Below are 23,302 nucleotides of genomic sequence, written 5' to 3'. Positions count from 1 at the left end.
GGCCGCCCGACAATGTCTGCTTCGGGTCATTTTCGACGGTTTCAGCGTAGATTGTCGGCCGGCTGATATCCGCTTCTACCTCGTAAGCGTCCAACCGGAGCCTGCCCGGAAGCGTTGCGTCTGGCCAGACCCGTGTGATTCAAGCTTCCAAACTGGGGGCTTGAATCGTGCGCGACGAACTCGCCGATTATGGATGGATTGCCATCAAGCCAACTGCACCTCGATCTGCCGTACGGCACGCAGCAGCGTGCGGTCCTGGCCGCGCCGGGCGATGATCTGGAGGCCGAACGGAAGCCCGTTTGCATCTCGCCCGCAGGGAAGCGAGATCGCCGGCAGGCGGGCGTGATTGACGAACGGCGTGAACACGGCGTGCGCGCGCGGGCTCGCCGCGCGGCCACCGATCGTGTCGGGTCCGAGCTGGGTGTACGGCCAGGCGACACAGGGGACGGTCGGCGTGAGCAGCAGATCGACCTCGTTGAAGAAGGCCGCGAAGGCATTGGCGATCGCGGCGCTCGCGATCAGCGCGCCTGCAACGTCGGGGCCCGACCACGACAGCCCTCGCTCGATTTGCCTCGCGATGTCGGGATCGAAGACAGTCGGATCCTTGCGGAAGGCGTCGCCATAGAGCGCAGCGAGACCGGCATGCTGGAGCGGCATGATCGCCTCTTCGGTCGCGCCGGCCGGCCAGACGGGATCGCGCTGGGTGATGTTGAGGCCGGTGGCGGAGAGACGGGCGATGACGGAAACGAGCCCGTTGGCAACGACGTCATCGACCGCGACGTCGAGCCCGAGCCGCGGTGAGAAGGCGATACGAAGGCTGGCGATATCTGTGGCGTCTCGTGCGATGCCAGCCGAGTCCGGATCGCGCAGATCGACGCCGGCCATGGCCTCGAAGGCCAGCGCGATGTCGGCGACATCGGCTGCGATCGGTGCGATCACGGAGAGGCCGAAGAACGGTTCGGCGAAGCCGGGTCCATAGGGGATCGCGCCATAGGACGGCTTGAAACCGGCGACGCCGACATGGGCCGGCGGCCTGCGGCTCGAGCCGCCCGCATCGGTGCCGATCGCGAGCGGCACGAGGCCGGCCGCAACCGCGGCGGCCGGGCCGCCTGATGAGCCACCGGGCGTCAACGCGGGATCGAGCGGATGGCGCGTTGGCCCGAACAGCTGAGATGTGGTGACGCCCTTGCTGGCGAACTCGGACGTCGCACCGATGCCGACGATGACAGCACCGGCCTTGCGCAGGCGCTCGACCGCAATGGCATCGCGTGGCGCGATGAAATCGGCAAACAGGCGCGAGCCCTGCGTCACGCGCCAGCCGCCGACCCAGATGTTGTCCTTGACGATGACGGGGACGCCGGCGAGCGGCATGGTCTCGCCGGCGCGCAGGCGATCGTCGATCGCTGCGGCATCGGCGAGCGTGCGTTCGGGATCGATCGTGACGACCGCGTTCAAGGCCTTGGCCGCTTCGATCCGCGCCAGCGCGGCCTTCGCGGTTTCGACGGCGCTCGTCCGTCCGGCCGCGACGTCGGCCGCGATCTCGCGGGCGCTATGTGCTGGCTTTGTCATGGCCTCCCCAGATCAGCGCCACTGTGCCGCAGAGGGCGAGGCACGCCAAGGCGAAGAACGCCGCGCCGAGCCCGGCCACGCCGTCCAGGATCGACACCACGGCCGGCGCCGCCAAGAGGCCGGCATAGGACGCGGTCAGCACCGCGCCGGTGGTCTCGCCGATCCGGTCCTGCGGGGCGAGGCGGGCGATCTCGGCGATGAAGACGCCGTTCCATCCCGACGCCGTCAGGCCAAACAACGCCGCAACTGTGAACTGCCAGGTGCGGCTGAGCGATCCGCCATCGAGGCCGAGCAGCGCGGCGCAGAAGGCCATGCCGAGGCCGATGACGACGAGCACCGCGCGAGAAGCGTCGAGGCGCATGGCGACGTAGCCCCAGCCGAGCCGGCCGATGAGGCCGCCGGCTTGCGCGCAGGCGAGCGCCATGCCGGCCTCGATATGGCTGAGGCCGAGCTCGCGGGTGCCGAGCGTGACGAACACCGTATTGAGCGACACCTGCATCGCGCTGAATGGCATCGAGGCCAGCGCCAGCATCGCGATGCGCCGGTCCGCCGTCACCAGCGCCAGCCGCGCGCGGAGATCGAGTTTTGGGGGCGGCACGAGCTTGCCGGCGTAGGCCGGCCGCAGTCGCTCGAACAGCGCGATCGCCAGCAGCGCCAGGGCAGCAACGGCCGCATAGCACCAGGCCGGCCCGAACGCGATGGCGATCGCGGGCAGGGCCAGCGAGCCGCAGACCGCGCCGATCTGGTTGCCGGTCTGGCGCACCGAGAACACGAAGGCGCGGCGCTCGGCGGTGACGAGCCGCGCCAGCAGCGCCGCGCTCGCCGGCGTCTCGGGCCCCATGGCAAGGCCGAGGCAGAGGCCTGCGGCGAGCAGAGCGGCGCTTGATCCGAGCGAAGCCAGTACCATACCGACGACGATGGCCGCCGCGCAGAGGCTTGCGATCCGCAGCGAGCCGACCCGCGCGATGAGGCCGCCGCCCCAGAACGAGGCGGGAATGCCGACCGCGAACACCGCGCAGGAAAACATCGAGAGCTGCCAGACCTCGATATGGGCGCGCGGCGCGACCACGCCGGGCGCGAACAAGGCCAGCGCGACGAGGGCCTGAAGCGCGGTCATCGCCCCCAGGGCCGGCAGCAACGCGGGTGCTGGCCGAACGGCCGTGTTTCCGTCTACCATGGCGGTGTGTTCACGGGAGGAACATTGTGGCAGGCGGCGTTTCCATTCACGCGGTCGATGTGGCGAGCGGGCGTCCGGCGCAGGGGCTGCGCGTCGAAATCTGGCGGATCGATCCGGATTCCCAGCGCATCGCCGACGGACGGCTCGGCGCCAACGGCGTGCTCGATCATTCCGTTGCGCAAGGCGCCGGTGTGACGGCGGGCGAGTACGAGGTGCTGTTTCATCTCGGCGAATTCTTTGGCGAGCACGACGGCTTCCTGACCGTGACGCCGTTCCGCTTCCGCATCAAGAACGTTGACGAGCATTTCCATCTGCCGCTGAAATTCACGCGCTGGGGCTATTCGCTGTTTCGCGGCGCCTGAAGCGCGATGGCTTCAAGTCGAATCGAGTTCGGCCGCTGGCGCTGCTCTCTCCGTTCCCTCCCCCCTTGCGGGGGAGGGGCAGGGAGGGGGGTGCCACACGGGGACTCTTTCGGTTGCGTACCCACACGCAATGTATCAATCGGCACCTTTTGCAGAGCCACCCCTCTCCCTAACCCTCCCCCGCAAGGGGGAGGGAACGCACTTCCACTGGGGAGATAGGCGGGGCTCATCTTAGTTCGTCAACCGCCGCGACAGGCCGGTGACACGCTCCATGACCGCGACCAGCGCGACGGTGGCAATGATCAGCACGCCTGACAGGGCCGCGATGGTGACATCCAGCTTGCCTTCGAGGTCCTGCCACATCCGGATCGGCAGCATGTCGGTCGCGGCGTCGCGCAGGAACAGCGACACCGGCACGTTGTCGAAGGACGACATGAAGGCGATGAAGGCGCCCGCGATGATGCCGGGCCGGATCAGCGGCAGCACGATCCTGCGGAAGGTGTAGAGGCGGCTCGCGCCCAGCACGGCCGAGCTTTCGAGCAGGGTCGGCTCGAGCTGGGCGAGTGCCGCGACCGTGTTGCGCACGACATAGGGCACGCAGACCACGGTGTGGCCGATCACCAGCGTCAGCGGTGACACCGGCAGGCCCACCAGCGAGAACAGCATCAGCGCGGCAAGACCAAAGGCCAGCGCCGGCAGCACCAGCGGCGACATGAAGAGGGAATCGAGCAGCCGTGCCGACAAGGCCTGCGACCGCGAGATCGCGAGCGCCGCGGCGACGCCGAGGGCGACGGACAGGCCAGTTGCCCACAGCGCCACGATCAGGCTGTTCTTGGCCGCGAAATGCAGCTGCCAGGCATTCCACAGCTCGGCGTACCAGCGCAGCGAATAGCCGGGCGGCGGGAAGCGCAGCGAGAAGCCGCTGGTGAAGGAGACGATCAGAACCACCAGCGAAGGCGCGATGATGATGACAAGCGCGATCACGGCGATCACGGTCATGACGAGCTCGAAGCTGATGGCTTCAAGAGTGCGCTTGCGGCCGCTCATCATGCGCCTCCATAGCCGCGCGACATGCGGCCGAGCGTGGTGAAGACCGAGACGACCGCGAGCACGGCGAGCAGGAAGATGATCGAGATCGCGGCCGCAAACGGCCAGTTCTGCAGCGTCGAGGCCTGCTGGTAGAGATACATCGGCATGAACAGCATCTGTCCGCCGCCGACCAGCGACTGGGTGATGAAGGCGGTGATCGCGGCGGCATAGGTCAGCGTGCAGCCGGCGATGATGCCAGGCAGCGACAGCGGCAGCACGATGCGGAAGAAGGTGCGCCAGCTTCCGGCGCCGAGCGAGCAGGAGGCATCGTCGAGATTGGGATCGATGCGGCCGAGCGCGGTGATCAGCGGCAATGTCATCAGCGGCATCTGCACCTGCGCCAGCGCGATCACCACGCCGAACTGGGTGTAGAGCAGTTTGAGCGGCGTATCGATGATGCCGAGCGATTGCAGCGTCGCGTTGATGATGCCCTGGCGTCCGAGGATAACGATCCAGGCGAAGGTGCGCACCACGACGCTGGTCAGAAGCGGCAGCAGCACGATCAGGATGATGATGGTCTGAAGCTTAGGCCCGACCCGCTGATACAGCCAGGCGATTGGAAAGCCGAGCACGAGACAGACGGCGGTCACCTCGGCGCCAAGCAGCAATGTCGAGCCGAGCACGCCGAGGCTGAAGGGATCGGTGAGGAAGTGCAGGTACTGGCCGAGCCCCCATTGGAGCCCGGCCGTGTCGTTGTGCAGCGAGAGCCAGAGCAGTTGCAGCAGCGGCGCGACGAAGAAGAGCAGGAAGAACAGCGCCAGCGGCGCTGCCAATCCCATTCCGTAGGACGTCACGTCCCGTGATGCCGGTGCTGCGCCCATGACTTGTGCCTTCGAGGTCCTAGAGCATGATGGGATTAGGCTTGATCGAGGCGACGACGGAGGTGCGCTCCCTCTCCCGCTTGCGGGAGAGGGTTGGGGAGAGGGTGTCTCCGCAACGGGACAATCCCCAAGAGGAAGGAACCCTCACCCGCCACGCTCTGCGAGCGTGCCGGCCTCTCCCGCAAGCGGGAGAGGCGGAGCGAGCCCGTTGCTGCTCTTGCGCTTCAACCTGCTGCCTTTCCATTTTAGATCTTGATCTCGCGGTTGAAGCGCTCGATCCAGGCCGAGCGCTGCTCGTTGATCTTCTTCCAGTCCTGGAACACGAACTTCTTCTTCAGTTCGGCGGTGTCCTTGGCCAGTACGCGCGCGATCTCGCCGCCCATCGTCACCTTGGAATTGGTCGGCACGATCAGATAGGGCGGGTTCATCAACGTGGTCTGCACCTCCGGCGTCAGCGCCGCCTCGATCAGCTTGAAGGCGAGCTCGCGGTTCGGCGAGTTCTTGACGATGTGGATCGTGGTCTTGAAGGCGATGGCGCCTTCCTTCGGCGCCACGAACTCGACCGGCACGCCGCGCGCTTTCAGGATCTGGATGGCGTTGAAATTGCCGGGCGAGATGTCGATCTGGCCCTGCTGGAACAGGGTGGCGAGCGCGCCGGGATTGGCGGCGACGGCCGCGAGGTTCGGCTTGAGCTCCTCAAGCGCCTTGAAGCCGGGATCGACATTGACTTCCGAGCCGCCGCGCATCTTGGCGATCTCGACCAGCCAGCCGGTGCCGAGGGTCGAGTTGAGATTGGTGATGCCGACGCGGCCCTTGAACTCCGGCTTCCAGAGATCGGCCCAGGAGGTCGGCGGCGTCTTGACGGCTTCGGGATTGTAGGTGAGGCCGACGACCTGGAAGAACGGAGCAGGGCCCATCGGCTCCTGCGCCTCGGCGATCAGGTCCTTGTAGTAGGCGCTCTTCTCGACCGGATAGGGCTCGACCAGATCCTGGCCGACCGCGACGAGGGCGGGGCCGGGATCGTGCAGCATGACGTCGATCGGCGGATTGGCCTTGGCGGCGTTGACCTTGGCGATCTGGTCGACCGACAGCATGGGGTCGAGCACTATCGCGGCATCCGCATTGGCTTTCCGGAACGCCGGCACCAGCACGGCCTTGTGCGCTTCCTCCCAGCTTCCGGTGAAGGTCGCAAACACCAGCGGGCGAGCCTGGGCGTAGCTCAGGCCTGGAAACGCCTTCATGGCGCCGAGTGTGAGCGCGGTGGTCAGCAGGCTTCTGCGGTTCATGATCATGTCGAACTCCCCTCTGGACAAAAACTGGATCTAAAGCGTTGCGGGAAAGGCGTTGGCGAGCGACGGGGCGAGCGGCGCGAGACGCACCGCAGCGCCGTTCTCCAGCGCGCGCGTCTCGCCGATGCGCGCCTGCGAGACTTTTACGCCGGAGCCGTCGGCGGTGGTGACTTCGTGCACGACGGTGGCGCCCAGCGGCAGCGACATGCCGACCACGCCGGCAAAGCCGGTCTCGTCGCCGACGAATTGCAGATGCTCGGGCCGGATGCAGACGGTGACGCGGCCGCCTTCGCTGAGGGCGCCGCCCGCGGGACGTGCGATGATCTCCGCGCCGGCATCGAGCCGCACCTTTGCAGCCGTGCGGTCCGCCGAGACCACGACACCGGGCATGCGGTTGGTGGAGCCGACGAAGGTGTTGACGAACAGCGTCTGCGGGCGGTCGTAGACGTCCGACGGCGAGCCGAACTGCTCGAGCTTGCCATGGCTCAGCACGGCGACACGATCGGCCATCGACAGCGCTTCTTCTTGGTCGTGCGTCACGATCAGCGTGGTGATGCCGGAGACGCGTTGCAGCCGCTTGACCTCGATCTGCATGTCCAGCCGCAAATTCTTGTCGAGCGCGGCGAAGGGCTCGTCGAGCAGCAGGATCGACGGCTTGATCGCGAGCGCGCGGGCGAGCGCGACGCGCTGCTGCTGGCCGCCGGAGAGCTGCCGCGGCAGCCGTTCGGCCATGGTCGGGAGCTGCACCAGCTCCAACAGGCGCTGCACCTCGCGCTGGCGCGCGGCCTTGTCGATGCCGCGGGCGGCGAGGCCATAGGCGACGTTCTCGCTGATCGACAGGTGCGGAAACAGCGCGTAGTTCTGGAACACGATGCCGACCGCGCGCTTGTTCGGCGGCAGCGCATCGACGATGTCGTCGCCGATGATGATCCTCCCTTGCGTCTGCGCGATGAAGCCGGCGATGATGCGCAAGAGCGTTGTCTTGCCGCAGCCGGACGGGCCGAGCAGGGCGATGATCTCGCCGCCCTTGATGTCGAGATTGATGTTCTCGACCGCAAGCGCGCCACTTGGATACCGGTGGGTGACCGCGTCGACGACGAGCGATCGTCCGCTTGGCGCATCAGCCATGGTATTGCCTCCCGTTACCCCCGAGGAGAAAGCAAGTCTCGTGCCCGCGCCTGTCGCTTTTCGGCGAGCGTTTTGGCATGGTGACCCCATGACATCGGATCGATCGATATGCGACCTCACGGCTATGGGGCTTGCGCGCGCCATTGCGAGGGGCGAAGTGTCCTCGTGCGAGGCCGTCGAAGCGCATCTGGCGCGGATTGCGAGCCTCGATAGCCGATTGGCGGCATTCGTGACGGTCGATGCGGACGGCGCCCGCCATGCCGCGCAGATCTGCGATGCGGCCTCTGCGCCGATCGGCCCGCTGCATGGCGTGCCGATCGCGATCAAGGACCTCACCGACACTGCGGGACTTGCGACGACTTACGGCTCGGTGCTGTTCCGTGATCACGTCCCCGCCGAGGATGATCTCGTCGTGGCGCTGCTGCGGCGCGCCGGCGCAATCATTCTCGGCAAGACCAACACGCCGGAGTTCGGCTTCGGTGCGGTCTGCACCAACAGATTGTGCGGCCCGACACGCAATCCGTTTGATCCCGCGCTCACCTCCGGCGGATCCTCCGGCGGCTCTGCCGTCGCGGTCGCGGCCGGCATGGTGCCGCTGGCCCACGGCACCGATTTCGGCGGCTCGGTGCGCACGCCCGCCAGCTTCTGCGACGTCGCCTCGATCCGGCCGACACCAGGCCGCATTGCATCGCCGCGCCGTCCGCTCGGCTGGGACATGCTGGCGACGCACGGTTTCCTCGCGCGCGGAGTCGAGGACCTCGAACTCGTGTTGTCGGTAGGTGCTGGGGGCGACGCAAATGATCCGGTCTCGGCTGGCGTCGCCGACGATCAGCGACCGCTCGCCGGACGGCCCCGCATCGCCGTCACGCCCGACTTCGGCGTTGCGCCAGTTGCGCGCGATGTCCGTGCGCGCTTCGCTGCGGCCTGCGAGGCTTTGGGTGGTGTTGCCGATCTGGTGTCGTCCTCGCCTGATTGCGGCGGCGCCATCGAAAGTTTCCGCACGCTGCGTGCCGCACACATCGCCAACGCTTACGGCGAACTGCTGAGGATGCGCCGAGACGAACTCATGCCCACCGTGATCTGGAATATCGAGGCGGGCGCAAAGCTCTCCGCCGAGGATTATCTCAACGCCGAACGGCGCAGCACCGCCATCTATCGCAGCTTTCGCGAACTGTTCAGCCGTGCCGATTTCCTGGTCGCGCCCGCCGCGTCGGTCTTGCCTTGGCCGAATGAGATCGCTGACGTCACCGCAATCGACGGCGCGGCGCTGGAGACGCCGATCGACTATCTCGCCGTCACCTTCATCGTGTCGCTGGTCGGTTTCCCGGTGCTGACCTTGCCGGCGCGGCGAGGGGAGAACGAGCTGCCGTTCGGTATCCAGATCATCGCGCCACCGGGATGCGAATCCCGCTTGTTTGCCTTCGGCCGTATCATCGAAAACGAACTGGGCTTTTCGCATCGCCGGCCGAAGCTCCCCTAGCTGTCGCGATGCTCGAGCCGCGCGGCAAGCGCGTCGGCAAGACCAATTGTGGGCTTTGCTGCGGGCCGGCGGAACGTTCCCGCCGTCGCCTTGCGCAGGCGCAGCGCGACAAGCGCCTCGGCCTGCTTCACCGAGGCGATGACCTGATCGACCACAGGGACGGGGATCCGGTCCGCGACGCGCTCGGCGAGGCCCGAGAGCGGGGCGCCGGCAAAAATCAGCACATCGGCCTCGTCCTCGACGATGGCGCGCTGGGCGAGTTCGACCAGCACATCCTCCTTCTCGGTGCCGACCTCGGAGATCGCCTGAAACGGCGTATCGAGCATGCGGATGCCGGCGCAGCGCTCCCACAGCCCGTGGGCGCGGACGCATTCCTCGTACCAGGGCCCCAGCGCCTGCGCGAAGGTGACGATGGCAAAGCGGCGACCGGCCATGCAGGCGGTCAGCATCGCCGCTTCCGCCATGCCGACCACGGGAATGTCGAAGGTCTCGCGCGCGGCGAACAGGCCGGGATCGCCGAACGCCGCGATGATCGCGGCGTCGATGTTGCGATGCTGCTCGGCCAGCATCTCCAGCGCGATGGCGCCGCCGATCTGCGCCTCCGTGCGCGTCGCGATATAGGGCACGCCGCGGGTCGCGGTGCAGGGGATCAGCTCGGTGCCTGGTGAGGCCGCCCGCTGCCCGACACCCAGCATCAACTGCGTGACCTCTTTGCTGGTGTTCGGGTTGAGCAGCAGCAGCTTCATGATTACGCCGCCGTCCGCTTGGCTTGAGAGGTGGCGAGGACTTCGAGCAGCGCGGTGCCGGTCCGGGCGACATGGGCGCCGAGCAGGCGGCCGGCCGCTTCACCGTCGCGCGCTTCCAGCGCGGCGAGGATATCGGCGTGCTCGTCGACCGAATTGCTCCAGCGCCTGTCGGCGCCGAGCGCGAGATAACGCGCGCGCTCGGCGCGGGAGATCAGCGTCTCGTGCGCCTCGCGCAGCGGCGTGTTGCGGGCCATGCGGACGATGGTGTTGTGGATCTCGCCGTTGATGGCGAAATAGTCGTCGAGCTTGCCGTTGCGGTGATGACCTTCCATCCGGGTCTGAAGCGTGCGCAGGCGGGCGAGGTCGCGCTCGGTGGCGCGCTCCGCGGCGAGCTCGGCGGCAAGCCGCTCAATGCCGGCGAGAGCCTCGAACAATTCCGAGATGTCCTCGACCGCGATATCGGCAATTCGCGGGCTGCGGTTGGGGCGGAGCTCGATCAACCCTTCGGCGGCGAGCACCTTCATGGCCTCGCGCAACGGGGTGCGCGACACGCCGAGTTCCTTCGACAGTTTTGTTTCCTGGGTCTGCGAACCCGGCGGCAGCTCGCCGCGAATGATCATCGTCCGCATGCGCGCGGCCGCGCGCTCATGCAGGCCCATCCGCTTGAGTTTGGGCGACTTTCGTCCCTTCGGCGCTTCCGATTTTGGCTGCACGCGTGCCTCACTTCTCACGTTGATCTTAGCCGTTTCCGGCCCTTTGGCTTGCCCAAAATACCGACGTATCTCGCTGAAAACAATGGCATAGCGCGTAAATTGTATGCAGCATGCAAAAACCGGATTGCGCTCTCGCGAAGAGCGACGGATGATCGTCTCCGACGCGCGAGATCTCGCGCCCTTCGAAACGGAGTAAGCGATGCGGACGGGTTTGCGACTGGGCCTCGTGATGATGGCGGCGATGTTCGGCGGCGGCGATCTTGCTTCCGCCCAGACCGCGAAGATCAAGCTCGGCTACGCCAAATGCGCGCACTGCCTGCCGATGTCGCTGATCCCGGGCATGGCCAAGGGCGTCGAGGTCGAGGCCACCGGCTTCAACTCGGGCAATGACGTGCTGACCGCCCTGGTGTCGAAGAGCATCGACGTCGCGCAGGTCACCTATCTCCACTACATCACCGCGCTCGACAAAGGCTTTGACGTCGTCGCCGTCTCCGGCCAGATCAACGGCGGCTCGGAATGTCTCTCCTCCGCGAAGCTGAGCCTTCCACCTGAGGACTGGGCCACGTTCAAGACCACCGTCGCGAAGGCGAAGAGCGACGGTCAGCCGCTCAAGGTCGCGGCCTCCCGCGGCAATGCGCAGGACATTCACATGCGCGGCGCGTTCCTCAAGCAGGGCGTCGATCCCAACAAGGACATCCAGTTCATCAACATTCCCAATCCGTCCGACCATCTCGCAGCGCTCCAGCGCGGCGAGGTCGACATGATCTGCTCGGTCGAGCCGTTTGCCTCGCAAATCCGGCTCGCCGGCGCCGGCAAGCATTTTGTGCTGCCGTATGAGCAGGCTGCCGGAAATCTCACGAATCTGATCGTCACCCGTTCCGACGTGATCGCGAGCCAGCGCGCCGGCGTCCAGGGCGTCGTCAGCGCCGTGGTCGAGCTCGACAACAAGCTGATCGCCGACAAGGGGCCGTGGATCGAGGTCATCAACAAGCTCACCGGCCTCGACAAGAATGTGGCGACCGAGGCGCTGAAGAATGCCTCGCCAGATCCCGCGATCCATCGCTCGCAGACGCTGGCGATCGCCGCGATGATGCGTGACCTCAAATACATCTCGAAGGACGTCTCCGCGGAAGCGGAGAAGAACATGGACTATTCGTTCCTGGAGCAGGCCACGGGAAAAACCAAGAATGACCTCGGTTACTGACGTTTCGCCCGCAAGGCCGGCGTTTCGGCTGACGCGGGCGTTCCAGGGGCTCGAACGCCTCGTCGTGCCCGCGCTGCTGATCGCGGGCTGGGAGGCCTTTGCCCGTAGCGGCATGCTTCCGCCGGCGCTGCTGCCGGCGCCGAGTGCAGTGCTGCATGCGCTCGGCGACTGGGTGTTCGGCTTCGACGAGACCACGCAGACCTATTCCGGGCACTGGCTGCGCGATGCGGTCGCAAGTGCCTTGCGCGTGTTCGGCGGCTTTGCGCTGGCCAGTTTCCTCGGCATCCTCGCGGGGGTCGCGATCGGCTGGTCGCGCCTGTTCGAGAAGACGCTGGAGCCGACGCTGCAGATGCTGCGCCCGATTCCGCCGGTGTCCTGGATTCCGCTCGCCATCATCTGGTTCGGCATCGCCGACAAGCCGGCGATCTTCCTGGTCTTCCTCGGCGCCTTCTTTCCCGTGCTGATGAACAGCATCCACGGCGTCAAGACCGTGGACCACAATCTCGTGCGCGCCGGCGCGATGATGGGCGCCAATGGGCGGCAGATGCTGACCGACATCGTGCTGCCGGCGGCGCTGCCCTCGATCTTTGCAGGCTTGCGCATTGCGGTCGGCTCGGCTTGGATGCTGACGGTCACGGCCGAGATGGTCGCGGTGAAGAGCGGCCTCGGCTACGTCTTGTGGGATTCCTATTACTTCCTGCGCTACGACATCGTGCTCGCTGCGATGATCTCGATCGGGCTGCTCGGTTATCTCTCCGACCTCGGGCTGAAAGCGATCATGGCGCGCACGCTGCGCTGGCAGCAGACCACCACCGTGCAGGGCAGGGCGGGCTGATGGCGGCAATCGAGCTTCGCAACATCGTAAAAGTGTTTTCCGACAAGCGCCGCGGTTGCGACCTGCTGACGCTGGACAACATCAATCTCGACATCGAGGCCAATGATTTCGTCTGCCTGCTCGGTCCCTCCGGTTGCGGCAAGTCGACACTGCTGAACATCATCGCCGGTTTCGAGCAGGCGACGAGCGGGCGGACGCTGGTCGACGGCAAGCAGGTGGAGCGGCCGGGCTCGGACCGCGGCGTGGTGTTCCAGCAGCCGACCCTGATGCCGTGGCTGACGGCGATCGACAACATTGCCTTCCACCTCAAGCTCAAGGGTGTCGCCAAGGCCGAGCGCTACGACCGCGCCATGGAGTTCATCGATCTCGTCGGCTTGCGCGGCTTCGAGCACCATCATCCCTCCGAGATGTCGGGCGGCATGAACCAGCGCGTCGGCATCGCCCGGGCGCTGCTGATGAACCCGAGCGTCATCCTGATGGACGAGCCGTTTGCGGCACTCGATGCCCAGACCAAGCTCGAAATGCAGGAGGAACTGGTCGCGATCTGGCAGAAACGCCGCTGCACCATCGTGTTCGTCACCCACAGCGTCGACGAGGCATTGGTGCTCGGCAACAAGATCGTGGTGATGACGAGGCGCCCCGGCCGGATCCGCGAGGCCGTCAATTTCGACCTGCCGCGCCCGCGCGATATCACCAGCCCGGAGTTCAACGACGCCAAGCGCCATGTCCTCACCCTGATCCGGGAGGAGTCGACGCGGCTTGCGCAGGCGTCGTAGAGTAGAGCCATGCGCAAGCGTCTCGGCATGATCACGCCGTCCTCCAACTCGGTGCTGGAGCCCGTCACCAGCGCCATGCTGGAGGGCGTCTCCGGCGTCACCGCGCATTTCTCGCGCTTTCGCGTCACCGAGATCGCGCTCGATGCCGCCGCGCTGAGCCAGTTCGATGCTTCAGTGATGCTGCCCGCGGCGGATCTGCTGGCAGATGCCAAGGTCGATGCCATCGCCTGGAATGGCACCTCCGCAAGCTGGCTCGGCATCGGCCGCGACCGCAGCTTGTGCGAGGCGATCACGGCACGCACCGGTGTGCCGGCGACGACGTCGACGCTCGCCTGCATCGATGCCGCCCGCGCGCTCGGCGCAAGGCGCGTCGGCCTCGTCTCGCCCTACACTGACGACGTGCAGCGGCGGATCGGCGACGTTTGGGCAGAGGAGGGCGTCGCCCCGCATGCCGAGCGGCACCTTGGCCTGCGCGACAATTTCTCTTTTGGCGAGGTCGAGCCTTCGACGATTGCGGACATGATCCGTGCGGTCGCAACTGATGGCGCCGATGCGGTCGTCATCCTCTGCACCAATCTCGATGGTGCGGCGCTTGCGGCCACGCTGGAGCGAGAGCTTGACATCGCCGTGCTCGATTCGGTTGCGGTCACGCTGTGGCGGACGCTCGAACTCGCCGGCGGCGACATCAAGGCCCTTGCGCAGTGGGGCCGGATCTTCCAGACATCAGCGGTCATCAAGTGACGGAGACATCAGTGACCCAGCTCGATCTCGCCATTCGCGGCGGCACCATCGTGACGGCCAGCGACGAGTTTCGCGCCGATATCGGCATTCGCGACGGACGCATCGTGAGCATCGCCGAGCGCATCGAGGGCGCGGCGCGCGAGATTGACGCGACGGGGCTGCTGGCGCTGCCGGGCGGCATCGACAGCCACGTCCACATCTCGCAAGCTTCGGGCCCCGACGTGGTGATGGCCGACGACTTCGCCTCGGCGACGCGCGCGGCGGCGGCCGGCGGCAACACCATGGTGCTGCCCTTCGCTCTGCAGGAGAAGGGCACGTCGCTGCGGACCTGCGTCGAGAACTATCGCAAGCTCGCCGAAGGCGAGTGCTACATCGACACGGCCTTCCACCTCATCATCTCCGATCCGACCGCGGTGGTGCTCGGGCAGGAGCTGCCGGCCCTGGTCAAGGACGGCTACACCTCGTTCAAGGTGTTCATGACCTATGACGACCTCGTGCTCAGCGACAAGCAGCTGCTCGAAGTGTTCGAGGTCGCGCGCCGCGAGGAAGCGCTGGTGATGGTCCATTGCGAGGGCTACGACGCCATCCGCTTCCTCACCAGCAAGCTGGAGCGCGAAGGCCACATCGCGCCCTATTATCACGGCACCTCGCGGCCCCAGGCCGTCGAGCGCGAGGCGACGCACCGCGCTATCAGCCATGCCGAGGTGATCGGCGTTCCCATCATGATCGTGCACGTCTCCGGCCGCGAGGCGATGGAGCAGGTGCGCTGGGCCCAGCAGCGCGGATTGCCGGTGCATGCGGAAACCTGTCCGCAGTACATCACGCTGACGGCCGACGACATGAAGGGCCTCAACATGGACATCACTGGCGCGAAGTATGTCTGCTCGCCGCCGCCGCGCGATGTCGAGAGCCAGCAGGCGATATGGGAGGGCATCACGACAGGCGTGTTCCAGACCTTCTCGTCCGACCACTGTCCGTTCCGCTACGACGATCCCAAGGGCAAGCTGACGCCGAATGCGCGCACCTCATTCCGCTGGGTGCCGAACGGCATTCCCGGTGTCGAGACGCGGCTGCCGATCCTGTTCTCGGAAGGCGTCTCGAAGGGGCGCATCACCTTGCAAAAGTTCGTCGAGCTCACCGCGACCAACCACGCCCGCATCTACGGCCTCTATCCGCGCAAGGGCTCGATCGGCGTCGGCTTCGATGCCGATGTCGTGCTGTGGGATCCGAAGCTGAGGAAGAAAATCCAGCAGGCCGATCTGCACCACGGGGCGGATTACACGCCGTGGGAAGGTTTTGATGTCACCGGCTGGCCCGTCACCACTATCGCGCGGGGCCGCGTGGTGTACGAGCATGGCAAGATCGTCGGCGACAAGGGCGCGGGCGAAGTGCTGAGCCGCGGCAAGTCGAGCCTGGTGTAATCAGTCATATCGAGCCAATGTGACTGTTCACATCGGCTCGATGCCGATCTTCTTGATGATCCCCGCCCATTTGGTGGTCTCGGAAGTCATGTAATCCGTCAGGCCTTTGGGGTCCATCACCAACGGTTCGGCGCCCTGCTCGACGAAAAGGGCGCGCACCTTCGGATCGTTCACGGCTTCGATCATCGCCTTGTAGAGCTTGTCGATTACGGCCTTGTCGGTATTCGCCGGCGCAAGCAGCGCAAGCCACGCCGCGCTCTCGTAATTCTTGAGGCCGGCCTCGGCGGCGGTCGGCACATCCGGCAGCGCCGTCATGCGCTTGTCGCTGGCCACCGCGAGCGGGCGTGCATCGCCGCTCTTGATCAGGCCGAGGACGTTCGGCAGCAGCTGGAATCCCAGCGGCACCTGGCCTGCGATGAAATCAGGCGTGTAGGCGGCGATGTTGCGGTAGGGAACGTGCGTAAGCTCGGTGCCCGTGAGCTGCTCGAAATAGGCCGCCGACAGATGCTGCGACGAGCCGACACCGACCGTGCCGTAGTTCAGCTCGCGCGGGTGCCCCTTGGCATAGTCGATCAGCTCGGCCAGCGATTTCGGCGGCAGCTTCGAATTGATGACGATGACATTGGGCATCGTGGCGAACAGGCCGATCGGGGCGAGATCCCTGAGCGGATTGTAGGGAAGCTCCTTGTAGAGCGACTTGTTCGCGGCCAGCGGGCCGGAGGTGCTCATCAGCAGGGTGTAGCCATCAGGGGCCGCATGCGCCGCAGCCGCGGTGCCGATATTGCCGCCGGCGCCGGGGCGGTTGTCGACCACAAGGGCCTGTCCCAGCGACGTAGACATCCGGTTGAGCAGAATGCGTGTGATCACGTCGCTGGCGCTGCCGCCGGCAAAGGGCACGAGCACCTGCACCGGCCGGGCCGGATAGTCCTGCGCGTGTGCAGCCCGCAGTCCTGTGGCGGCGAGCAGGGCACCACCGCCGAGCGCGAGTAGCGACCTCCGGTCGGGATGAAAACCGTCAGCATGCCCAGTTGTGCTGTCCGTGTTCTTGCTGCGACCGAACCGTGCCATCTCGGACTGGATCTCCCGACTGTCTCTTTATGCGAGCCCTGGGATCGTCCGGGACAGGAGTCGGGATGAAGCCAGGTCGCGATTTTCTGCACCTGGATCGTAGTTAGTTCGCGAATGCGAGCGTCATGCCTGCTCGTCTCAAAACTTACCAACCCGTCTCATTCTGCTGCGGGCGCGACATCTTGTCCGAGTGAGACGAGGCTTAATCCAGTCCGGTCTTATCAGGCGCCCAATAGGCCTTTGCCTTGATCCGCGATGACGCAACGCTAGCCGCTTTCAGGGCGCGGCTGATGCGCTGGATCGAGGAGGCCTTGCCGGTCAACACGAATTGCGCTCCGTTTGCAGCAAGCCGCAGCATTTCCGCCTCGATCTCCGCGAGATGGGCGTCGCCGCCACTGCGCGCGATCAATCGCGCCTCGCTTAAGCTGACGGCATCCAGCACCTGCCGGGATTCCACGACATCAGTGGCTTCGAACATGTGGAGTGCGCCGCCGGCCTGCAGATTGTCGCGCATGGCCGCCGCAAGGCCGAACGAGGTCTCGTCGCCGAACAGGACGACAGGTGCCTCAAGGCCGGCGAGATCGAGCGAGCGGCGTGGCCCGAAGAACTGGCAGGTATCGCCTTCGCGCAAGCCGCTGGCCCATCGGGCGCCGGGACCGTCGCCATGCGCAAAAGCAAGGAGTCGTGTTCTGCCGCGGCCGATGTCCCACGACATCGGCGTATAGGTGCGCGCGCTGAGGCCCGCGCCCATCGCGACCTGGATCTTTTGTCCCGCGGTCCAGGCGAGATCCCTAAGGGCTTCGCCTTCGAGCTCGATGAGCCGAAAGTCCGGCGACAGCGTCTCGACGGTCACGACGCGCGCAGGGCGCATCAGCCATCGCAGCAACATCCGTGTGACGCGGCCTTGCGGGACCTGCGATGGTTCGAAGATGTGCGGGGCTTGGCCGGACTCGTTCAAGGCTTGGCTCCCGCACTATCTGGTCTTGATCGTGAGTTCATTGCCGCGGTCGGGATCGAACGGCAGCGACAGCGAGAGGTAGCCATTTTGAGGATCTCTGACGTAGTCGATATAGCCGGAGGCCTCCTCGATCGCGTTCTCGCCGACGATGAGTGCGCCGGGCTTGAGCTGCGGCTCCAGTAGTTTAAGAATAGGGAGATAGAGCGTGAAGGCGCCGTCGAGCATGACCATGTCGATCTCGCCAAGGCCTGCGCTGAGCGTTTCGCGGGCATCGCCGAGCCTGAACTCGACGAGGTCGGCGAGATCAGCGGCCGCGACGTTCGCCCGTGCGCGCTCGATCTTGCCAGGCGCGAGATCGGTCCCGATCAGGCGGCCGCCGCCCATGTCGCGCAGGGCCGCCGCCATGTAGATCGCCGAAATCCCCATCGACGAGCCGAACTCGACGATGCACTTCGCCTTGCAGGCGCGCGCACATATATAGAGGAAGCGGCCGAACCGGGGTGAGACGCTGAGGAAATTGTTCGCGTATCGCTGGTAGACTTCATTGAGATCGTGGCTCTCGGCCGCGATGGCCTGGCTGATCATCTCTTCGCGACTCGTGCCCTCATCCACGAAGGCCTGCATCAGCGGCGCGTCGGCGCTCTCCGCTTCCTGATGAAGACGATGAAGGACGTCCGCGACGAGGCCTGTGCTGATCGAATCCATGTATCCAGCTCCCTTGCAACGCGCCCACCGGCGCTTCGGAGTCTGAATACGAGATCGTCCCACGCTGCGCATTCCGCGAATGGGACAATCGATTGCGATTTTCGGTCAGTGTGCGCGGCGGTCCGCCAGATATCGCGCTGGCGGCTTGCCCAGCGCCTTGCGGAACATGGTGACGAAGGCGCTTGCGCCCTCGTAGCCGAGATCGAGCGCCACGGCCTGGACCGAGGCGCCCTGGTCGAGGCGCTGAAGCGCGATGAGAATGTGAAGCTGCTGCCGCCAGCGGCCGAAACTCATGCCGGTCTCACGCTGCAGGATACGGGTGAGGGTGCGTGGCGCGACGGCGATGCGCCGGCCCCAATCGTCGATCGTCGCGCGATCGGATGGATCTTCCATCATCGCGCTGGCGATCCGTCGCAGCCTGATGTCTACAGGCATCGGGAAGCGCAGCTCTTCGACGGGTGCCGCTGACAGCTGGTCGAGCAGCACGGTGGCGATGCGGCCGTCGGCGCCGTGGACGTCGTACAGCGCCGGCATATGCGTGGCGTGCACGAGCAGACGCTCCAGCAGTGGAGAGATCGTCAATGCGCAGCATTGTCGGGGCAGGGTCGGCGCCGCATCCGGCTCGAGGAACAGGCAATGGACCTCGACATTTCCGGCGACGGTCACGCTGTGTGGAACATCGCCGGGAATCCACACCGCGCAGCGCGGCGGCACGATCCAGATGCCTTGCCCGGCCTCCAGCCTGACGACGCCGCGCAAGGACAGGACAAGCTCGTCCTTGCGATGCGCATGCATCGCCACCTCCGTCCCCTTCGTGACGATCTCGCCGCCGAACGCCGCGATGGGGCGCGGCACGTCCTCCGGGTTGAAATCGATGGAGTCATCGGGGCGAAGGTCGCCGTCGTTGAGCCGGAAGAAGGGCATGGTGGGCGAATGATCGATCCGGATGCGATGGACTGGACCCAACCAATATCTGGCCAGCCAGTGCGACTTTCAACGCTGCTGGCCTGAATCTCGATCGGTTCTAATCCGCTCGCCTCCGCCGCTTTGGACGCTTGCGGGAAAGTGAGGTCGCGCCACGCGAGGCAGGCTCCACGAATTCGCTCGCAACGGCTGCGGCCTGCGCAAGATCGTCGCTGATGACGTCAAGCACGGCCTTGGCCGCGACCGACACCGCACGCCTGGGGTGATGCACCCAGGCGATCGAGCGCACGATCCGCTGCGTGTCGAAGCGATGCGCCCGGATGGTGCCGCTGGCTAGCGATTGCCGAAGTGCGATGGTCGGCAGCACGGTTGCGAAATCGGTGGTCGCGATCACGTCGCAGAGCGCGGGCAGGGTGTCGAGCTCCAGGCGCGGGCGCAGGTCGATGCCGAGTGCGGCGGCGTGCTCGTCGAGGATCAGGCGCAGGCCGTGGCGCTTCGACGGTAGCACGAGGTCGACATTCGCGATGTGGTCGAAACGCAGTTTTGCAGGCGGCTTGATCGGGCCGTCCTTGCGGCAGGCGAACACCATCTCCTCGTCCATGATTTGATGCGCGGCCAGCGCCGTCTTGCGGCGCGGCACGTTGATCAGGGCGAAGTCAAGCTGGCCGGTGTTGACCCAGTCGACCAGCGTCTCGGTATAGCCCTCGCAGACCGACAGCGTGATCTCGGGATAGCGGCTGGCGACGGTCGCCGACGACCTCGCCATCGTGCTTTGCGCCACGGACGTGATGAGGCCGACCGAGACGCGGCCCGAGATGCGCCCGCCGAGCTGCGCCATCTCCTGCCGTGCATATTCGGCGTCGCGCACGATCGGTGCTGTCAGCCGCACCAGGGCCTCGCCGGCGCTGGTCAGCGTCATGCCCTGGACGCTGCGGTCGAACAGCTTTTGGCCGAGCTCGGCCTCGAGCTTGGCGATCTGCATGCTCAGCGCCGGCTGCACGATGTTGAGCTGGCGCGCGGCGCGGGTGACGTTCTTTTCCTCCGCCAGGCACAGGAAATATTGCATCTGCCTGAGTTCCACGGGCGTGTCCTTAGTCGCTGATCTCCTCGCCGGCAATCATCTCTGATGATCGATTATATAATCAATCATTATTTGTGGTGATGGATGCGATTGCCTAGTCTTGCCGCGGATGAACGTGGACCTCAGTGGGCGCGTGATCCACGGGAGCGAAACCAAAGACATGCAGGACGCCAGCCCCAAGCGGATGATCATCGGCATTTCCGGCGCCTCGGGCGTCACCTATGGCGTGCGCCTGCTGCAGCTTCTGCGCAATGCCGGCGTCGAGACGCATCTGGTGATGTCCAAGACCGCCGAGCAGACCTTTGCCTATGAGACCGACCTGAAGATCGCGGAGGTGAGGGCGCTCGCCAATGTCAACCATGCGATCGACGACATGGCCTCTGCCATCTCCAGCGGCTCGTTTCGCACCACAGGGATGATCGTGGCCCCGTGCTCGATGCGCTCGATGTCCGAGGTCGCCTCGGGCGTGACCACGACATTGCTGACCCGGGCCGCCGACGTCGTGCTCAAGGAGCGCCGGCGCCTGGTGCTGATGGTGCGCGAGACGCCGCTGCACACCGGGCACCTCAGGACGATGACGGCGCTCTCGGAGATGGGCGCGATCATCGCGCCGCCGGTGCCGGCCTTCTACGCCAAGCCGGAGGACCTCGACGACATGGTCGAACACACCGTCGGCCGCGTGCTCGACCTGTTCGACATCGACATCGGCGTCGTGCGCCGCTGGGGCGAGGACGAGGCGCTCAAGCGCCGCTCGCCGTCGCTGCGCAAGATCGCGCCCTGACCTGAAGACCTTAAGGAAAGACCCGTATGCGAATGGACAATGTTGCGAGGAAGGGCTCGCCCGCCGATCTGCGCACCTGGCTCGGCTACCTCGCCGAACGCGGCAAGCTCGCGATCGCGCGCGAGGGTGTTGCGCTGGCGGATGAGCTCGCCGCCATCGCCAAGCGGCTGGAACGCGACAGCGCCGTGCTGTTTCCGCGCCCGGACGGGCACGCGATCCCCGTCGTCGCCAACCTCTTTGCCGGCCGCGACTGGGTCGCCGATTCCATCGGCGTCACCGAGGAGCAGCTGCTGCCGCGGTTCCTGGCCGCCGCGAGCCATCCGCTGCCGACGCACGAGGTCGCGAGCGGGCCGGTGCAGGAGGTCGTCCATGACGATGTCGATCTGCTGCGCCAGCTTCCGGTCCCCAAGCACAATGAGCGCGACAGCGGCCCCTACATCACGGCCGGCCTCTTGATCGCGCGCAATCCCAGGAACGGCGTGCAGAACGTCTCGATCCATCGCTGCCAGATTTCCGGCAAGAATCGCATCGGCGTGCTGCTGCTGCCGCGGCATACCTTCTCCTATTATCGTCTTGCCGAAGAGCTGGGCCAGGCGCTGGAGATCGCGATCGTGATCGGCGCGCATCCGGCCCTGATGCTGGCCTCGCAGGCGATCGCCGCGCTCGACGAGGACGAGATGGCGATTGCCGGCGCGCTGCTCGGCTCGCCCGTCGATGTCGTGAAGTGCCGCACCAATTCGGTTCGCGTACCCGCCCATGCGGAGATCGTGATCGAGGGGCGCATTTTGCAGGGCGTGCGAGAGCCGGAGGGGCCGTTCGGCGAATTCCCTCAATATTACGGGCCGCGCGCGAATCGCGAGGTGATCGAGGTCGACGCGATTACGCATCGTGCCAAGCCAATCTTCCACACCATCGTCGGCGGCGGTTTTGAGCACCTGATCCTCGGCGGCGTGCCGCGCGAGGCGACGCTGCTCCAGCATCTGCGCCGCAGCTTTCCTGGTGTGATCGACGTTCGCCTCACGCGCGGCGGCACCTGCCGCTATCATCTCGCGATCAAGATCGACAAGGCCAATGATGGCGAGCCCAAGAACATCATGATGAGCGCCTTCGGCGCGCACTACGACATCAAGCAGGTGATCGTGGTGGACAAGGATGTCGACATCTCCTCGTCCGAGGAGATTGAATGGGCGGTGGCGACACGCTTCCAGGCCGATCGCGATCTCATGGTCGTCGCAGGCGCGCTCGGCTCGAAGCTCGATCCGACCACCGACAACGGTATCAGCGCGAAGATGGGCTTGGACGCGACGGCGCCGGTCAGCGCGCCCGAACTCGCCTTCAAGCGCATTCGCGTCAAGGGCGAGGAGGAGGTCGATCTCGCCGCGGCCTTGCAGCCCGACCCAGGCGCCGCGGTCGCGCGGTTGCTTGCGGAGGCGCGCGCATGACCGACTTGCGTCCGTTTGCGCGGTTGGAATATGAAGCTGACGCTGCTTATAGTGCCGCGCCGACAAGCCAATCGTTTTGCAGCGCAACGCTGGGAGGAAGGAACTGATGTCGACGGCCCTGCGCATTGCTCACGGCGCTTTTGGCAGGGTCGCTCTGCTCGACATGGACCGTTCGCTGGTCCGCCACGCCCATCATCATTGCCATGTCCTGCTCAAGGTCGAGGGCGCCGATACGCAGTTCATGGTCGGCGACCAGGTCACGCCGCTGACGGATACCGCCGCCGTGCTGGTCGACGGCTGGAAGCCGCATGCCTATGTGCACGACGTCAATCGTCCGCGCACGCTGATCATGGCGCTCTATATCGAGCCGGAATGGCTGAAGGAGTTCCGCCCGGGATGGGCCGCGAGCGGCGCGCCGGGTTTTTTCGAGCGCCCATCGGGCGAGGTATCGCCGCGCATCCGCCAGCTCACGCTGCATCTGGCGGCTGAGATGATGGCCAATCCGGACGCGGTGCGGACCCACGAGCAGACGCTGTCGGACCTGATGATCGCGGTGATCGAGCGCTTCACGCCCTGGCGCAGCTTTCCGACCTCGATCCGTGGCATGAGCGCGGTGAGCTGCGACTGGCGCATTCGCCGCGCGATGGATGCAATGCGCGTGCAGGATTCCTATGGCAGCGTCGATCAGTTCGTGAAGGGCGCCGGGCTCTCGCGCGCGCAGTTCTTCCGCCTGTTCGAGACCTCGCTCGGCGTCTCGCCAAAGATCTATCTCAACGTCGTCCGCATGGAGCGCGCGCTCGATGCTGTGATGCGCGAGGATACGCCGCTCGGCGAGCTCAGCGAGCGCTTTGGTTTTCCGGAGCCGGCGCATTTCACGCGCTTCTTCCGCGACCATGCCGGCGTCAGCCCGCGCGAGTTTCGCAACGTCTCGCGTCTTGCGGGTTGAGTCCTGCGACCGATATTGCGCTGCACGCGCTCGAATGAGACGATTT

23 protein-coding genes are annotated in these 23,302 nt (G+C 65.9%); 10 read left to right on the top strand and 13 right to left on the bottom strand.

All coding sequences use genetic code 11. The annotated features are described in order from the left end of the window. Positions 1 to 204: 204 nt before the first annotated feature. Together JQ635_RS16310 and JQ635_RS16305 are read right to left on the bottom strand one after the other, a co-directional pair. Positions 205 to 1,569 carry an amidase gene (locus JQ635_RS16310; RefSeq protein ID WP_211410858.1) on the bottom strand — a complete coding sequence of 455 codons (1,365 nt, stop codon included), beginning with the start codon at positions 1,567 to 1,569 and terminating at the stop codon, positions 205 to 207. Further along, a complete protein-coding gene (locus JQ635_RS16305) occupies positions 1,550 to 2,746 on the bottom strand; it encodes an MFS transporter (RefSeq protein WP_211410857.1) in 1,197 nt (398 codons plus the stop codon). The genes JQ635_RS16310 and JQ635_RS16305 overlap by 20 nt, the downstream gene beginning before the upstream one ends. Positions 2,747 to 2,772: 26 nt before the next feature. On the opposite strand from JQ635_RS16305, the gene JQ635_RS16300 reads away from it, so the two are divergent. Beyond that, positions 2,773 to 3,108 (top strand): hydroxyisourate hydrolase, encoded by a 336-nt coding sequence (locus tag JQ635_RS16300; RefSeq protein WP_211410856.1) that lies wholly within the window; start codon positions 2,773 to 2,775, stop codon positions 3,106 to 3,108. 231 nt (positions 3,109 to 3,339) lie between these two features. Here the strand turns inward: JQ635_RS16300 and JQ635_RS16295 are convergent, their stop codons facing one another. The 4 genes from JQ635_RS16295 to JQ635_RS16280 all read right to left on the bottom strand — a co-directional run bounded on the left by JQ635_RS16295 (position 3,340) and on the right by JQ635_RS16280 (position 7,435). Continuing rightward, positions 3,340 to 4,155: an ABC transporter permease gene (locus JQ635_RS16295; RefSeq protein ID WP_211401018.1), complete on the bottom strand. Its 816-nt coding sequence runs from the start codon at positions 4,153 to 4,155 to the stop codon at positions 3,340 to 3,342. Beyond that, positions 4,155 to 5,018, bottom strand: coding sequence for an ABC transporter permease (locus JQ635_RS16290; RefSeq protein ID WP_211410855.1), 864 nt, complete (start codon positions 5,016 to 5,018; stop codon positions 4,155 to 4,157). Before JQ635_RS16290 ends, JQ635_RS16295 begins: the two co-directional genes overlap by 1 nt. A gap of 245 nt (positions 5,019 to 5,263) precedes the next feature. Next, entirely contained in the window at positions 5,264 to 6,310 is a 1,047-nt protein-coding gene (locus JQ635_RS16285; protein ID WP_211410854.1) for an ABC transporter substrate-binding protein, read from the bottom strand. Positions 6,311 to 6,340: 30 nt separating this feature from the next. After that, the gene (locus JQ635_RS16280) at positions 6,341 to 7,435 is read right to left on the bottom strand and encodes an ABC transporter ATP-binding protein (protein WP_211410853.1); all 1,095 of its coding nucleotides are present in this window, start codon (positions 7,433 to 7,435) and stop codon (positions 6,341 to 6,343) included. 88 nt (positions 7,436 to 7,523) lie between these two features. Here JQ635_RS16280 and JQ635_RS16275 point away from each other — a divergent pair, with 88 nt between their 5' ends. Next, positions 7,524 to 8,915: an amidase gene (locus tag JQ635_RS16275; RefSeq protein WP_211410852.1), complete on the top strand. Its 1,392-nt coding sequence runs from the start codon at positions 7,524 to 7,526 to the stop codon at positions 8,913 to 8,915. Here JQ635_RS16275 and JQ635_RS16270 read toward each other — a convergent pair. Both JQ635_RS16270 and JQ635_RS16265 read right to left on the bottom strand, forming a co-directional pair. After that, on the bottom strand, positions 8,912 to 9,661 hold the full coding sequence (locus JQ635_RS16270; RefSeq protein WP_211410851.1) for an aspartate/glutamate racemase family protein: 750 nt from the start codon (positions 9,659 to 9,661) through the stop codon (positions 8,912 to 8,914). The genes JQ635_RS16275 and JQ635_RS16270 overlap by 4 nt on opposite strands. Positions 9,662 to 9,663: 2 nt before the next feature. Next, a complete protein-coding gene (locus tag JQ635_RS16265) occupies positions 9,664 to 10,374 on the bottom strand; it encodes a GntR family transcriptional regulator (protein ID WP_211410850.1) in 711 nt (236 codons plus the stop codon). Between the two features lie 199 nt (positions 10,375 to 10,573). On the opposite strand from JQ635_RS16265, the gene JQ635_RS16260 reads away from it, so the two are divergent. The 5 genes from JQ635_RS16260 to hydA are packed head-to-tail and all read left to right on the top strand — an operon-like array spanning position 10,574 to position 15,351. After that, the gene (locus tag JQ635_RS16260; protein ID WP_211410846.1) at positions 10,574 to 11,578 is read left to right on the top strand and encodes an ABC transporter substrate-binding protein; all 1,005 of its coding nucleotides are present in this window, start codon (positions 10,574 to 10,576) and stop codon (positions 11,576 to 11,578) included. Next, positions 11,562 to 12,413, top strand: a complete 852-nt coding sequence (locus tag JQ635_RS16255; RefSeq protein ID WP_211410845.1) for an ABC transporter permease — start codon at positions 11,562 to 11,564, stop codon at positions 12,411 to 12,413. Before JQ635_RS16260 ends, JQ635_RS16255 begins: the two co-directional genes overlap by 17 nt. Further along, complete coding sequence (locus JQ635_RS16250; RefSeq protein ID WP_211410844.1) at positions 12,413 to 13,189, top strand: ABC transporter ATP-binding protein; 777 nt, start codon at positions 12,413 to 12,415, stop codon at positions 13,187 to 13,189. The genes JQ635_RS16255 and JQ635_RS16250 overlap by 1 nt, the downstream gene beginning before the upstream one ends. A gap of 9 nt (positions 13,190 to 13,198) precedes the next feature. After that, positions 13,199 to 13,930, top strand: coding sequence for a maleate cis-trans isomerase family protein (locus tag JQ635_RS16245; protein WP_211410843.1), 732 nt, complete (start codon positions 13,199 to 13,201; stop codon positions 13,928 to 13,930). 11 nt (positions 13,931 to 13,941) lie between these two features. Beyond that, positions 13,942 to 15,351 carry a dihydropyrimidinase gene (hydA, locus tag JQ635_RS16240; protein ID WP_211410842.1) on the top strand — a complete coding sequence of 470 codons (1,410 nt, stop codon included), beginning with the start codon at positions 13,942 to 13,944 and terminating at the stop codon, positions 15,349 to 15,351. Between the two features lie 27 nt (positions 15,352 to 15,378). Here the strand turns inward: hydA and JQ635_RS16235 are convergent, their stop codons facing one another. The 5 genes from JQ635_RS16235 to JQ635_RS16215 form a co-directional block, all read right to left on the bottom strand. After that, on the bottom strand, positions 15,379 to 16,419 hold the full coding sequence (locus JQ635_RS16235) for a Bug family tripartite tricarboxylate transporter substrate binding protein (protein WP_211410841.1): 1,041 nt from the start codon (positions 16,417 to 16,419) through the stop codon (positions 15,379 to 15,381). Between the two features lie 202 nt (positions 16,420 to 16,621). After that, positions 16,622 to 17,377, bottom strand: a complete 756-nt coding sequence (locus JQ635_RS16230) for a siderophore-interacting protein (protein ID WP_246583574.1) — start codon at positions 17,375 to 17,377, stop codon at positions 16,622 to 16,624. A 15-nt stretch (positions 17,378 to 17,392) separates the two neighbouring features. Next, positions 17,393 to 18,082: an O-methyltransferase gene (locus tag JQ635_RS16225; RefSeq protein WP_211410840.1), complete on the bottom strand. Its 690-nt coding sequence runs from the start codon at positions 18,080 to 18,082 to the stop codon at positions 17,393 to 17,395. A gap of 105 nt (positions 18,083 to 18,187) precedes the next feature. Continuing rightward, complete coding sequence (locus tag JQ635_RS16220; RefSeq protein ID WP_246583573.1) at positions 18,188 to 19,048, bottom strand: AraC family transcriptional regulator; 861 nt, start codon at positions 19,046 to 19,048, stop codon at positions 18,188 to 18,190. A gap of 58 nt (positions 19,049 to 19,106) precedes the next feature. Next, the gene (locus JQ635_RS16215; RefSeq protein ID WP_211410969.1) at positions 19,107 to 20,072 is read right to left on the bottom strand and encodes a LysR family transcriptional regulator; all 966 of its coding nucleotides are present in this window, start codon (positions 20,070 to 20,072) and stop codon (positions 19,107 to 19,109) included. Between the two features lie 175 nt (positions 20,073 to 20,247). Here JQ635_RS16215 and JQ635_RS16210 point away from each other — a divergent pair, with 175 nt between their 5' ends. From JQ635_RS16210 to JQ635_RS16200, 3 genes are all read left to right on the top strand, one after another. Continuing rightward, positions 20,248 to 20,868 carry a UbiX family flavin prenyltransferase gene (locus JQ635_RS16210; RefSeq protein WP_211410839.1) on the top strand — a complete coding sequence of 207 codons (621 nt, stop codon included), beginning with the start codon at positions 20,248 to 20,250 and terminating at the stop codon, positions 20,866 to 20,868. A gap of 26 nt (positions 20,869 to 20,894) precedes the next feature. Further along, positions 20,895 to 22,310, top strand: a complete 1,416-nt coding sequence (locus tag JQ635_RS16205) for a UbiD family decarboxylase (RefSeq protein ID WP_211410838.1) — start codon at positions 20,895 to 20,897, stop codon at positions 22,308 to 22,310. 106 nt (positions 22,311 to 22,416) lie between these two features. Then, on the top strand, positions 22,417 to 23,256 hold the full coding sequence (locus JQ635_RS16200) for a helix-turn-helix transcriptional regulator (RefSeq protein WP_211410837.1): 840 nt from the start codon (positions 22,417 to 22,419) through the stop codon (positions 23,254 to 23,256). Positions 23,257 to 23,302: the final 46 nt, after the last annotated feature.

The organism is Bradyrhizobium iriomotense (assembly GCF_018130765.1).
Classification (GTDB): Bacteria; Pseudomonadota; Alphaproteobacteria; order Rhizobiales; family Xanthobacteraceae; genus Bradyrhizobium; species Bradyrhizobium iriomotense_A.
The sequence above is the reverse complement of the archived record's forward strand: the minus strand, read 5'-3'. Positions and strand labels throughout refer to the sequence as shown.